This window comes from Desulfocurvus sp. (assembly GCF_023230885.1).
Classification (GTDB): Bacteria; Desulfobacterota; Desulfovibrionia; order Desulfovibrionales; family Desulfovibrionaceae; genus Desulfocurvus.
In genome coordinates this window covers 1-12,633 of the sequence record NZ_JALNWM010000090.1, presented here as the reverse complement: position 1 = coordinate 12,633, position 12,633 = coordinate 1, and the positions used below count along the sequence as shown (strand labels likewise).

The window sequence follows — 12,633 nt, the reverse complement described above, 5'->3', positions numbered from 1 at the left end:
CGGCTGGCCCCGCGGACCACGAAGCCTACCGCGCTGGTCCGGCAGAACTAGTAGGTCACCGAGCAGACGGGGCGCCCCGGGGTCATGGGCAGGAAGAGCGGCAAGCGCGCATCCGCCATGCCGACAAGGCGCCCGTCCACATACCACCACATGCGCTGCCCGGGGTCGGCGGGCGTGGCCCGCAGGGCGATCTGCTGGTACTCGGCGGGCAGGTCGTCGCGCAGGACGTACTGCGTGGCGGCGCAGGGCGAGAGGATGACCGGCCCCGCGCCCGGGGGCACGTCGCGGCAGTCGGGGTGCAGGGCCGCGAGGGCGGGGACGGGCCTGCCCTGGGCGGCCATCCAGGCGGCCAGCTCCGGCGGCACGGTGCGCACCGTCCGCGCGCGGGCCGGGCGGGTCAGCAGGCAGTCGCCCTCCAGGCGCAGCCCGGTTTCGGCGTCGACCATGATCCGTCTGTGGTCCGTGCAGCGCGGCAGGGCCAGCCTCGGCCCGGCCTGGGCCGGCAGGGTTTCCGGGCAGTCGGGCCCGGCGGGCAGGCGGCTTGCGGCGCACAGCCGGACCTCGCGCATGTTCGGCGCGGCGGGCAGGGCCACGTCGCGCGCGGGCGGCTCCAGGGCGCGCAGCAGGTCGAAGAACAGCGGCCCGGCGTGCATGGTCCCCGAGATGCCGTTCACCGGCGCGCCGTCGGGATTGCCGACCCAGACGCCCACGGCCAGCGTGGCCCCGAAGCCCACGGCCCAGGCGTCCTTGTGGCCGAAGGACGTGCCGGTCTTCCAGGCGGCCGGGGGCCGGTCGCGCGTCAGGCGCCAGGCGTCGGGCATGTCCGGCCGCGTCAGGCGGGTCAGGATTTCGCCCACGGCCCGCGCGGCTTCGGGGGAGAACAGGGCGAAGCCCGGGGCGAAGCCCGGGGCCGGGCCGGGAACGAAAGCCGGGACCGGCTCCGGAGCCGCGCCCGGGGGGGCGGCGACGACCCGCCAGGGCCGGTGGACGCCGCCCTGGGCCAGGGTCGCATAGAGGTTGGTCAGGTCCGCCAGGCGCACCTCGCACGCGCCCAGGGCCAGGGCCAGCCCGTAGTGCCCCGCCGGGCGGTCGATGCTCTCCAGCCCGCCGCGGCGCAGCAGGGCGTGGAAATCGGCCACGCCCACGCGCGCCAGCAGGCGCACCGCCGGAAGGTTCAGGGATCTCGCCAGGGCCTCGGCCACGGTCACCTGTCCGGAGAAGGTGCCCGAGTAGTTCTCGGGCGCGTAGCCCGCGAAATCCGTGGGCACGTCCAGCAGGCGCGACTCGGGGATCGCCAGGCCCTTGTCGAAGGCCAGGGCGTAGAGGAAGGGCTTGAGGGCCGAGCCGGGCGAGCGCGGGGCCAGGGCGTTGTTCACCTGGCCCTGGAAGGCGTCGTCGAAGAAATCCGCCGAGCCCACCAGGGCCAGCACGTCGCGGGTGCGGCGGTCGACGACCACGGCGGCGGCGTTGGTCAGCCCCAGGGGGCGCACCAGGGCGACGTGCCGCGCCACGAGGCGCTCGACCACGGCCTGCTTTTCCGGGTCCAGGGTGGTGGCGACCAGCGGGCGCGCCCCCAGCCGGGCGCGCACCAGTTGCGTGAAATGCGGGGCGCGCATGGCCGAGGCCGAGCGCCGGGCGACCATGGGCTGGCGCATGGCCCGGTGCGCCGCCTCGGGGCTCACGGCGCCCCGGCGGGCAAGCTGGGCGAGAACCCGGTCGCGTACGGCCAGGGCCGCCTCGGGGTGGCGCGCGGGGTCGTACCGCCCGGGCGCGCGGGGCAGCACGGCCAGCAGCGCGCATTCCCCCAGGGAAAGCTGGTCCGCGGGCTTGTCGAAATAGAGCCGGGCCGCCGCGCCCACCCCCACGATATTGCCGCCGAAGGGCGCCGCGTTGAGGTACAGCTCCAGGATTTCCGTCTTGGAGCGGCGCAGGCCGAGCTGCAAGGCGCGCAGGGCCTCGATGAGCTTGGCCGTCAGGGTGCGCGGCCGGGGCTCGGCCAGCCGGGCGACCTGCATGGGGATGGTCGACGCGCCGGAAACCACCCGGCCCGCCAGGGCATTGGTCCACGCCGCGCGCAGCACGGCCAGGGGATTGACCCCCGGGTGGACGCGGAACCACCTGTCCTCGGACTCGACCAGGGCCGTGACCAGCTCCGGGGCGACCTCGTCCAGGCGCACGGGAAACCGCCACATGCCATCGGCGGCCAGGAAGCGGCGCAGCTCCGTGCCGTCGCGGGCCAGGACGCGCGTGGCGGGCGGGGGAGTCAGCCGCTCCAGGGGGAAGGGGAAGGCCGCGTCCAGCGCCGCGAGCAGCGCCACGGCCCCCAGGGCCAGCCCCAGCAGCGCGAGCCCGGCGCGCGCCGGGCGAGGCAGGCGGCGCATTCCCGGCTATTCCCGCCGGACCACGTCCAGGCGCCCGGGCGCGTCCGCCGCCACGATGTCCGGGTCGTACATTGCCTCGGCCTGCACCGGGGGCAGGGCGAAGCTGCCGGGCGACACGGCCCGCAGCTGCGTGTAGCCGACGCTCCAGCGGTCGTCCACCGCGTCGGCGAAGAACAGCACGCGGTCGTCGCGCAGGTCCTGGTGGCCGTCGATGGCCCGCTGGGCGGGCTGGGCGAGGGCGGCGGCCTCGGTGGTGGCCAGGCGCTGGTTCTCCACTTCCAGCCCGGCGGGCAGCAGCGCCTGGACCACGACGTTGCGCACCTCCCCGCCCGTGGAGCGGACCTCGGTGCGCATCAGCACCAGGTCGCCCTGGGTCAGCCGCGCCGCGTCCAGGGGGCGGCCCGAGCGGTCCAGGAACGCGCGGCGCACCTCCAGGCCCCGGCTGAGGCTCTCGGCGGCCTCGGGCACGCCCTGGGTGGTCACGCTCCAGAAGACGGGCCCCTGGTCGGCATCCAGCTCCAGGGCCAGGGGGCCGGGGTCGGGGATGTCCGTCAGGGCCAGGGTCGGGAGGCCGTCGACGGGGAACCGGGTGTCGCCCGCCAGCAGCCTGCCGCGCATGGGCACGGGCTCGTGGGCGGCCAGGATCTTGCCCAGGGCCGCGAAGCCCAGGGCGTTTTCCTGGGTTGTGCCCCAGCCGTCGGCGGTCATCAGCCGGGACACGGTTTCCGTGAGCCCGGGGATGGGGGCGCTGTCGGGCGCGGCGTCGGCCAGGGCCAGGAGGGTCAGCGCCGCATCGCGCAGGGGCGAGGCCATGCCCCCGCCGTCCTCGCGCCGGTCCCTGGCCTCGGGCAGCCCGCGCAGCAGAGCCCCGAAGGATTCCAGGTCGCCGCTTTGGGCATAGGCGCAGGCCAGCAGGGTGCGCGCCAGGGCGCCCAGCCCGTCCAGGCGGTTGTCGCGCAGTTCGTCCATCGTCCCTCGGTCGGGGCGGTCGGCCTTGGCCAGGACGAACAGGGCGTAGGCCACTGTGTCCCAGTCCTGGCGCCGTTCGCGCACCAGGTTGTTCATGTGCTCCAGGGCGCCGCCCAGAAGGATCGGCGCGCCGTAGCCCGCCTGCGCGGCTTCCAGCAGGAAGTGGGTCGCATAGGCGCTGACCCAGGGCTCGGGCTCGTCGCCGCCGGGCCACAGGGCGAAGCCCCCCGAATCCGTCTGCATGGTCCCCAGGCGGGCGATGGCGCCCTGGACGTAGGCGGCGGGAGCCTTGCGCGCCGTCAGTTCCGGGGCCAGCTCCCGGGCCAGGGCCCCGAAGCGCAGCAGCGGGAACGCCTGGGACACCACCTGCTCGGCGCAGCCGTAGGGATAGCGCAGCAGGAATTCGAGGCGGCCGGTGAAGGCGGTCATGGGCGCGTGGCTCACGACCACCGAGCGGCTCACCGTCCCCGGGACATAGCCCGCCGGGGCGGGCGCCAGGGCGCCGCCCTGGGGCGGGAGCGTTCCCGAGGCGCGGGTCCGGCGCAGGGGCAGGGCCGGGCGCACGGGCAGGTCGACGGCCACGCGCCGGGTTTCCCCGCCGCCCGAGGCCGTCACGGCGACGCGGGCCGCGCCCGGGCCGCCCTCCCGGGCCGCCAGGGGCATGTAGATCGTGGCCTCGGCGGCGTCGTCCAGGCGCAGGGTCGTGGGCCGGGCCGGGCTATGTACGGCCCCGGTGGCCTCCACGAGTACGGTGACCTCGGCCGCCCGGCCCAGGTCGTTGCGTACGGTGACGGGCATCTGCACGGTGTCCCCCGCGGCCAGGAAGCGCGGCAGGGTGGGGGTCACGGCCAGGGGCGCGCGCACGCGGGTGGTGGCCCGGCCGGTGCCGAAGCGCCTGCCGTCCAGGCCCACGGCCACGATGCGCAGCGCGCCCTGGAAGTCGGGCAGGGCCATGCTGTGGCGGACCCTGCCCCGCGCGTCGGCCACCAGCGGGCCCGACCACAGGGCCACGGGCTTGACGCGCAGGATGCCCTGGGTGCTCATGAACCGGCTTTCGGCCGCCAGGGCCGCGCCGCCGCCGGCCCGGGCCGCGCCCATGACGCGGGCCAGGTCCGGAAAGAGCATGGCGAAGGTGTCGAAGCTCTGCACGCCCAGGGCGCGCCGGGCGTAGAAGAAGCCGAAGGGATCGGGGTCCCCCGCGCCGGAAAGCTGCATGATGCCTTCGTCCACGGCCGCGATGGTCACCACGGCGCCGGGCTCGGCGTCGACCTCCACGTCCAGCCCGGACTCGGGGCGGACCTCCGCCGGGGCGGACACGGCCACCCGCATCCGGTTGGCCAGGTTGTCCACCAGCAGCGGCACGGCCCCGAAGGCGCGGGCCACCGAGCCCTCGCCCAGGTCGGCCACCTTGCGCACCAGGATGGCCGTGACGTGGACGTTGGGGGCGTAGGCGGCCTTGACCGGGAAGCGGACCTCACCGGTGTTGCCGCGCAGTTCGACCACCCGCGTGTCGTTGACGTTCTGGCCCTCGACGGCCACGAGCAGGCGCCCGGCAAAGGGCGCGCGGACCTGGATCACGGCGGTGTCGCCGAGTTGGTATTGCTCCTTGTCCGGCACCAGTTCGACGCGCGCCGGGTTTTCCATGGCCCAGGGCGAGAAGCCCCAGCCCCCGGCGTAGAACGCGACGCCCGCCGCCGCCCCGGTGTCCGGCGCGGCGACGACCACGCGGTAGCTGCCGTGGGTTTCGGGGGTGAAGCGTACCGTCGAGGCGCCCGTCCCGGCGGGGATGATCGTTTCGCGCAGCAGCTCGGGGTTGTTGACCGATTCGTAGCGGTAGTCGCCCGAGGGCGAGCGGCGCAGCACGGAGCGCCAGCGGTCGCGGTAGAGCCGGGCGGCCAGGGCGCCGTGGTCGCAGGGGCGCCCGGCGGGGTCCACGGCGACGAACTCCACCTCCACCGGCTTGCCGGGGTCCACCCCGCGTTTTTCCAGGTTCCGGACCCCGAGATAGTAGGGATAGGCGTGGACGGCCACGGCCTTGCGGGCGGTGACGCCCCGGCCCCCGGCCTCGCTCACGCGCCCGAGGATGGTCGCCTCCAGGGCCGCCGGGGGGCGCAGGCCGCCGGGCAGGGCGATTTCGAAGACGGCCGCGCCGTCCGTGTCCAGGGTGCCCTCGGCGGTGAAGAACTCCTGGGGCTGGAACTCCGCCTGCGGGTCGCCGAAGATGTAGTCCTCGAAGCCCGGGGGGGTGAAGGGCGCGGCCCGCAGCACCGCCCGCGCCGTGACGGGCAGCCCGGCGGCGGGCGGGCCGAAAAGGTAGGCCGCCCGCATGTCGGCCAGGACGGTCTGCCCGGGGGCGAAGCTGTCCTGTCCGGAGCGCACCTCGACCTTGATGCGGTCGGGGATGAATTCCTCGACCTTGACGGTGGCGCCGCCCACGGGGGTGTCGCCCGCCAGCAGCTCCAGACTGTGGGCGCCCGTGGGCGCGTATTCCGGCAGGGCGATTTCGAAGGCGGCCTGGCCCTGGGCGCCCGTGGTCAGGGCCAGGCGGCGCACTGTGCGCCCCCGGGGATCCTTCTGGACCAGGACCAGGGGCATGGCCGGGGGCGCCGACAGGTCCTCGCCGCGCACCACGGCCATGCCCTTGATCGTTTCGCCCGGGCGGTAGAGGTCGCGCTCGCCGTAGAGATAGGCCCGCAGGCCGTCCGGCGGCGCCTGGACCCCCGCCACGTCCAGGCCGGTGGTGCCGATGCGCAGGCGCGCGGGGTGCAGGAAGGTGAAATCCCCGCCCCGGCCCTGGGCCAGGATCAGGAACGGGGCTCCGGCCTCGCCGCCCCGGGGCGCCGCCAGGGACGCGGTGCCCTGGGGGCCCGTGGTTGCCGTGGCCAGGGGCTGGTTCCGGGTGCTGACCAGGGTCAGGGCCACGCCGGGCAGCGGCTCCAGGGTGGTGTTCGAGATGGCCCAGACCAGGAACCGGTCGGCCTCGCGCTTGGCCACCAGCCCGATGTCCGTCAGCACTATCCAGCGGAAATCGCTTTCGTCGCCGGGGCCCCGGGCCGTGAGCAGGAACATGCCGCGCTCCCCGTCGGGAAGGGCGTCCTTCATGCGCAGGGGGTGGCGGCCCACGGCGTTGGGCTCGCCGCCGGTGGCCAGCTCCCAGCGGCGGATGGGCCCGCCCAGGGCGCCGGGGGCGTCGGGCGAATACCATTTGTTGTAGACGATGTGGTCGTAGTCGCGCAGCAGCTCGTACACGTTGTTCGGGTACACGCGCTCCAGGCGCAGGCGCACGGTGTCCGTGTTGACCACGTCCAGAGCCAGCCCGGCCAGGGAGCCGCGCGGCAGGAACATGCCGTTGCCCACGAACTCCACCGAGGGAGGCAGGTCCGGGAAGGCCAGCTCGCGCGTCTGGGCCTCGGGCAGGCGCGCGCCGTCGGCTGCGGCGAAACCCTCGGGCAGGGTCAGGGCGTAGGTCGCCCCGGGGCGGAAGGGACCGTCAAGGACCAGGGTCGTGCCCTCGGCGGAGGCGGCGAATTCCACCCGGGGGGCCACGGTGATGGCCTGGGCCGCCTCGGGGGCCACGGGGGTGGAGAACTTCAGGCGGACGCTGCCCCCGGAGCGCGCCGAATCGGCCTGGGCCTGCTCCAGGGTCAGCTCCGGGTTCAGGCGCACGGCGATCCTGGCCGTGGCGGCCTGGTCCAGGGCCAGATCCGAGCCGGACATGGTCAGGCCCCGGCCCACGTCCAGGCGGTAGGTCCTCCCGGCCGGGGTCTTGGCCACGGGGGCCGAGGCGAGGTCCATGTCCTGCGAGCTGTATGCCTGCTCGGCGCGCAGGGGGACGGTCGTTCCGCTGTCCAGGTCGGTCAGGGTCACGTTGGCCAGGGCGTCCTCGGGCGCGACCTCCTGGTTGAAGGCCAGGCGCGCGGTGATCACGACGGTGCCGGGGGCGTCGCCGGGGCGCTGGTCGAGGTCGATGCCCGTGACCACGAAAGACCCGGTGCGGACCGTGGCCCTGGCCTCGCCGCGCAGGCCAAGGGCCGGGGCGAAGGCCACCGTGTGCCGCGCGTTGGCCCGGAAGCGCCCGGCGGCGGTGAACTGCAACTGCGTCGGGCTGGCCCAGGTCCATCGGCCCTCCAGCTGCGGCTCGATGGTCGCCGCACCCTCGGCGCCCGGGGCGTCCGCCGCGATGGGCGCGGTCAGAAAGACGTTCAGCTCCTTGCGGTCCGCGGTTATTTCCACCCGGGCCACGGCCGGGCGGCTGCCGTCCTCCCCGGCGCTGAAGTCGGCCACCCGCTCCTGGTCCGGAGCCCCGTCCGGGGCCCTGTCGGCGTTCAGGCGCAGGATCCAGATACCCTGCGCGAGAACGAGCAGGCACAGGCAGGCGATGAGGATGTTCTTTTTGTTCGCGGGGGGCATGGCGTCACCTTGGCGTGTCTTGCCGGGCGGCCAGCGGGGTGCGGGCCGTGGCGGTCGGGAGAGTGTTGGCGCAAGCGTATCTTGCGACCGAAAAATACCACGGCCGGAAGGGATTGCAAAGCGCACCCCCCAGCCGCCCCCGGGCGCCCGGCCTCTGCGGGCCCGCCCCGGGCACCCCGGGGCGAAGCAGGGGGAAATAGGTGAGCCGAACAGCTCTCCCCCTGACGCGGCCTCTCTCTGGCGGTCCAGCACCAGTAACGAGAGAGGGCACAAGGAACAGCTTCTCTGGCCACGCGGCTGCCCGAACAGGCCGGGCCACGCGAATAGGGGGCCAGAAAAACTCTGGCCCCCTATTCGCGGGGAAATACGGCAGAGAGGGTGGGCCAGACCCGCGGTCAGCGCGTCTCGTAACTATTGAGCTTTTGGCTTCTTGGCTGAGGTTCGTGTGTAGTACTTTTGTGACAGTTTGCAAGGCTAGGTGGAGGGCTTGCGCCGGAGAGGAAGGGAATCGCTGGATCGATGGCCTTGCCTCTGCAACCAGGCGAGATTGTTTGCTTAATATGCCGTATGGTTAATTGAGCTTGTACCCGCAGGTCGGCCCACCCGTCAAACAGAAAGCCTTCTCGACGAAGAGGGTTGGGCATGTCAAATCGTTTCCTCAGGAGCGCCTGGAAAGCGTTCGAGAACAGTGTTGGCAAACGCAGTCCGCTCCCTCTCCGGGACAACATGCTCTGCCCAGCATCTACACAGCGTTTCCCACGCGTAATTTTTCGATTCGCCAATGGTGTTTGCGAAGTGGGCTGGCCACTCGTGGTGGTTGGGTACAGTCATGGCCCGTTCCAGGGCATCGCGTATGACTCCTGACTTTTTATTCAATCTTGCTGCCAAATTGTTTATTTTTTCTGCAACGCTTTGAAAGATATCTCTTTCTGGGGCATTTCCACCGGGCAAGCGAATACACCCATCGCTCGGATCTTGATCTCCGTCAAGGAGGCCTATAGCTTGAACAGGGATGCGCCCTCTTGCGGCGAGATTGCCAACAATCGTGACTACATTAGCTGGACCGACTGGTATGAATTTTATTTCTTCAACGGGCACATGTTGGGCTAAGAGGATGGCTTTTGCTGCTGTGGCAGATTCTTCGTCCTCGCTAAAGATATATACTAATGGCTCTATTTTGTCGTCCATTCGGTTAAGGGCAAATTCTGGAGTAATTCCATAGAGTATTGAGGGGCCAGCTTCTCCTCTTTGGATGAAAATGCGTCCCTCCTCTGGCAACTCTGAAAGGATGTAGGGGCTATGCGTGCTAAGAACCACTTGAACCCTTTTTGTTCTAGCAACCCAAAGAAGAAAGTGAATTAACCGTCTCTGAGATCGTGGGTGTAGAGACGCTTCGACTTCATCTATGATTACCAAGGATGTGTCAGGAACATCCTGCAGCAATGAAAGCAAATCGAATGCAGAATCTTCCCCCGCTCCTTGGTGAAATTGCGAGTACTTAATGCCATGCGATCCAACAACGCCCACCAGCTTGTCTGGGTCTGTGTCCGCGCGGCAAATTCTTGCTTCAGTGTATGGCCGTCCCATTATGGAGGAGTAAAACTTCCTGAGATCGTCCCTGAGATTGTCCGAGGCTATTTCTCGCGCGAGAGCGTTAGCGACCTTTGCATATCCGACTTCAGCAGATATCGGCAATGTTCTGGATATGTCCTGCCAAATCACACTTCGCTGAGGTCTTGGCTCTTGGAGACGCCAGCGTTTTGTTGGTTTATTAATTTGATAGAGCGAGGAGTTGGGGCCTTGTGCGATGTCAAACAAGAGTTCCACATCACGAACCGTGTCCCAAGCCGTTTGAGGGAAGAAATCACTGGGGAAAAAGCGTTTCTTCTTGTCTCCAGTTGGGTCGTCATAGAGCGATGCAAGTGCTTTTAAGACAGTCGATTTGCCGCTTCCATTTTCGCCAGCTATCGCACACACAGGAAATGGAAAACGAACCTGTTGCCCCGTCCAGCCTCTAAGGCCACTGATTGTGACCGAGTTGACAAACTTGGGCCAGGGATTCCTGAGTTGCTTTTGACGGATCAGGGTGATCTCTTTGTGAGCCATTTTATTCCCTCTGGTGTGTGCGGGAAGCAATGTTTTTGGATGTACTACCCAGTTTGGGCTTGAAATTTGAATATCCTTCAAGGACGGCTAATGCAATTCTTATCAGGATGTGCATGGTAGACTCACTCTGCTTGGTCACGCCCACCCGGTAGGTGTCGAACTCCTGCCACCAGTACCGGGGCATCCGCACGTCCAGCCAGACGCACATGCTTTCCAGGACCTTGTTGTGGCCCTTGTCCAGCGGAGCCAGCTTCTCGGCCACCTTGGGCCTCCGCTCCAGGTTGGCATTGTGGGACCGGGACAAGCCGAGCATGGCCTCCTGGAAGCCCGCCTCGGAGATGACGCGGGCGGTGCAGTTGAGGTGAAGGCCCGGCCCGCGGTATGAACACGCGTCTCCGCCCAGCTACGCGATTCTTCCTGGATGTAGTCATTGGCAAGTTTTTGAATGATTTTCGGTGTAAGTTTCTCGGCCATACCATCCCCCATGTATTCAATCATGCCGTGAAATATCGAAGCCAAGCGTATAGCCTTTGGCCGGGCCTCACGCAAGTAGGCCGTACCCAAGGACAAGTGGACTTCGGATTTCCCGAACAGGGGGCGGAAGGGGGCAGGAATGACGAACCGGAAATAGTAGACCCCGGCCCGTCTCTGGACGTTGGTAGGTGGACGGTATGCCACGGCTCCCTCAGCGAGTGCTTTGGGCCAGACCTTTGTACCAGTCCATGCCAGGGGGTGTTGAGCCAAAGAAAAAGCCCAGGTATTTCACTGGGCTATTGAGTCTGTGGCGGAGAGGGTGGGATTCGAACCCACGTACGGGCTATGAACCCGTAACTCGATTTCGAGTCGAGCGCGTTACGGCCGGACTTCGCTACCTCTCCGCTTTTGGGTGCCGGGCCGGGCGGTGGCCTTGCCTGGGGGCAGGATACGCCAGGGCGCGCGGCTGGGCGAGGGGCGGCTGTAGGGCAAAAATGGGCGGCTTGCAAGTCCATTTATGCGGGGGGGGCGGCTTCTTGTGCGGGGGCATCTGTGGGGCGGGCGGCGCATGCGCGGGCTTGGCCCTCCGCCAGCCGCGACCTCATCGCTGAGCGCGGGTGGGCGGGGCTGGTGCGGCCTGCCTCGACCCGGAGCTGCGGCGAGCCACGGGGCCGCACTGGAAATCAAGGGCGCCGCAGCGAGTCCACGGGCCCGCACCGGCTGCCTCATCGCGTACGCGGGCGGCGCATGCGCGGGCGTGGCGGATCCTCGGGGGAGGAGGCATTGCCCGGCGGCGTCCGTTGGAGCCGCGCGGGGTAGGGCGCTGGGCCGGGGTTGGCGCGGGTAAGGGGCTCGTCTCGGGCCGGGGTTGGCGGGACCAGGGCCGGGCAGGTCAGCGGCATGTCGCGGGGGCGCCGCGCGGGCGGGGCGGCGGGGCGGGGCCCTAACCACGCGCCGGAACCCAAGGGCGCCGCCGCCCGGGCTGGAGCGGGGCCGCGTGGGTGACGCCCGGCGTGGCGCGGATTTCCCCGGGGGGCTTGTGGTGAAAAGGCGTTGCCATTGGCGCGGGGAGTGCGCATAGTAGGAGCGTGGAGGACCATGCTCATGGCAGAACCTACGGACCGGACGCGGGAGTTTTATGAGCGCGGCGTCAGGGCCGCGCGGCAGGGGCGGTTCATGGCGGCCGACCACTTTTTCCAGCGCGCGGTGGAGCTCGTCTACGGGCTGCGCGGCACCGAGGGGCGCGTTCACGGGGCGCGGCACATCGCGCGCATCTATGCCGAGCTCGGCCTTGCGCGCATGGCTGCGCGGCACTACCGGCGGGCGCTGGCGCTGCTGGAGCGCGCCGGGGCGGGCGGGTCGGTGTTGTTCGGCGTCGTGGCCGCGCGCCTGGAGGAGCTGAACGGCGCGAATCTGTCGCGGGTGCTGGCCGGGCTGGGAATCCTGTCTCCGGGCAACGGCCCGGTGACCGCCCTGGAGCTGCACAGCGGGCAGGTGCTGGATGAAGTGCGGGCCATCGCGGCGCGCGGCGAACCGGACGACGCGGCCTGCGCCCGCGCGGCCCGGCGCCTGAACGCCGCCGAGGTGCCCACGGGCCGGGGCGGCGCCTGGACCGCCCGGCTGGTCCGGCACCTGTGCGCGGACGGCGACGGGCAGTAGCCGGTCGGGTCTTTTCCCCGCCGCCCGGCCCGGGCGTTCCGCCCCCGGGGGCCGGGTTGCGGCCCGCAGAGGCGGCTTGCGGATTCCGGGGCTGTATCTCGCGCCCTCTCTCGGGCCCGCCTGCGGCCCTCGGACTGTGTCCTGCCTTGGCCCCTGCGGGCGACCTGTGCCCCGGGGCGGAGCCTCGCGCCCCCCTCGAGGCAGCCTGCGGCCCCTGGGCGCCGCCCGCCTTGGCCCCTGCGGGCTGGCATGGTCCGGGGCGGCATCTCGCGCTTGCCTGCGCCGGGCTGTGTCCTGCCTCGACCGTTACGGGCCAGGTCGCGGCCCCGGGCTGTTCCCTGCCCCGGCCCCTGCGGGCGACCTGTGCCCCGGGGCGGCGCCTCGCGCTCCCCTCGGGCGGCCTGCGGCCTCCGGGCTGTTCCCTGCCCCGGCCCCTGCGGGCCACTCCGCCGCCCGGGGCGTTCCTTTCCGGCCCTTGCGGGCCGCACCCCCCTTGCCGCGTGCGTTGTCCTTCAGGTCGATTCGGAGCCGTGGCTTCCGGGCGGGGCCGGGGGGGGCGTGGCGGCCTGGCGCCGGGCGCGGAAGAAGCGGCGCAGCACGTCGCCGCATTCCTGGGCCAGAACGCCGCCCAGGG

Annotated in this window: 5 protein-coding genes, 1 tRNA gene and 1 pseudogene; 1 reads left to right on the top strand and 6 read right to left on the bottom strand. The window is 70.5% G+C overall.

Going from position 1 to position 12,633, the window contains the following annotated elements; genetic code table 11:
- Positions 1-47: 47 nt before the first annotated feature.
- The 6 genes and pseudogenes from pbpC to M0P34_RS08085 form a co-directional block, all read right to left on the bottom strand.
- Entirely contained in the window at positions 48-2,381 is a 2,334-nt protein-coding gene (pbpC, locus tag M0P34_RS08105; RefSeq protein ID WP_291498265.1) for a penicillin-binding protein 1C, read from the bottom strand.
- Between the two features lie 6 nt (positions 2,382-2,387).
- A complete protein-coding gene (locus M0P34_RS08100; protein WP_291498263.1) occupies positions 2,388-7,760 on the bottom strand; it encodes an alpha-2-macroglobulin in 5,373 nt (1,790 codons plus the stop codon).
- Positions 7,761-8,405: 645 nt separating this feature from the next.
- A complete protein-coding gene (locus M0P34_RS08095; RefSeq protein WP_291498261.1) occupies positions 8,406-9,866 on the bottom strand; it encodes an AAA family ATPase in 1,461 nt (486 codons plus the stop codon).
- 1 nt (position 9,867) lies between these two features.
- Entirely contained in the window at positions 9,868-10,128 is a 261-nt protein-coding gene (locus tag M0P34_RS08090; protein ID WP_291498259.1) for a hypothetical protein, read from the bottom strand.
- A gap of 260 nt (positions 10,129-10,388) precedes the next feature.
- Positions 10,389-10,544: pseudogene (locus M0P34_RS14880) on the bottom strand (DUF6538 domain-containing protein); the annotation flags it as partial.
- A gap of 104 nt (positions 10,545-10,648) precedes the next feature.
- Positions 10,649-10,744, bottom strand: a tRNA-Ser gene (locus tag M0P34_RS08085).
- 772 nt (positions 10,745-11,516) lie between these two features.
- Between M0P34_RS08085 and M0P34_RS08080 the strand changes: the two genes are divergently transcribed.
- Complete coding sequence (locus tag M0P34_RS08080; protein ID WP_291498257.1) at positions 11,517-11,999, top strand: hypothetical protein; 483 nt, start codon at positions 11,517-11,519, stop codon at positions 11,997-11,999.
- The last annotated feature ends 634 nt before the right edge of the window (positions 12,000-12,633 follow it).

What these genes read in the sequence shown, in the direction of transcription:
- M0P34_RS08095 (WP_291498261.1), bottom strand. Translation starts at nt 9,866, where the DNA reads ATGGCTCACAAAGAGATCACCCTGATCCGTCAAAAGCAACTCAGGAAT.
- pbpC (WP_291498265.1), bottom strand. Translation starts at nt 2,381, where the DNA reads ATGCGCCGCCTGCCTCGCCCGGCGCGCGCCGGGCTCGCGCTGCTGGGG.
- M0P34_RS08100 (WP_291498263.1), bottom strand. Translation starts at nt 7,760, where the DNA reads ATGCCCCCCGCGAACAAAAAGAACATCCTCATCGCCTGCCTGTGCCTG.
- M0P34_RS08080 (WP_291498257.1), top strand. Translation starts at nt 11,517, where the DNA reads ATGGCGGCCGACCACTTTTTCCAGCGCGCGGTGGAGCTCGTCTACGGG.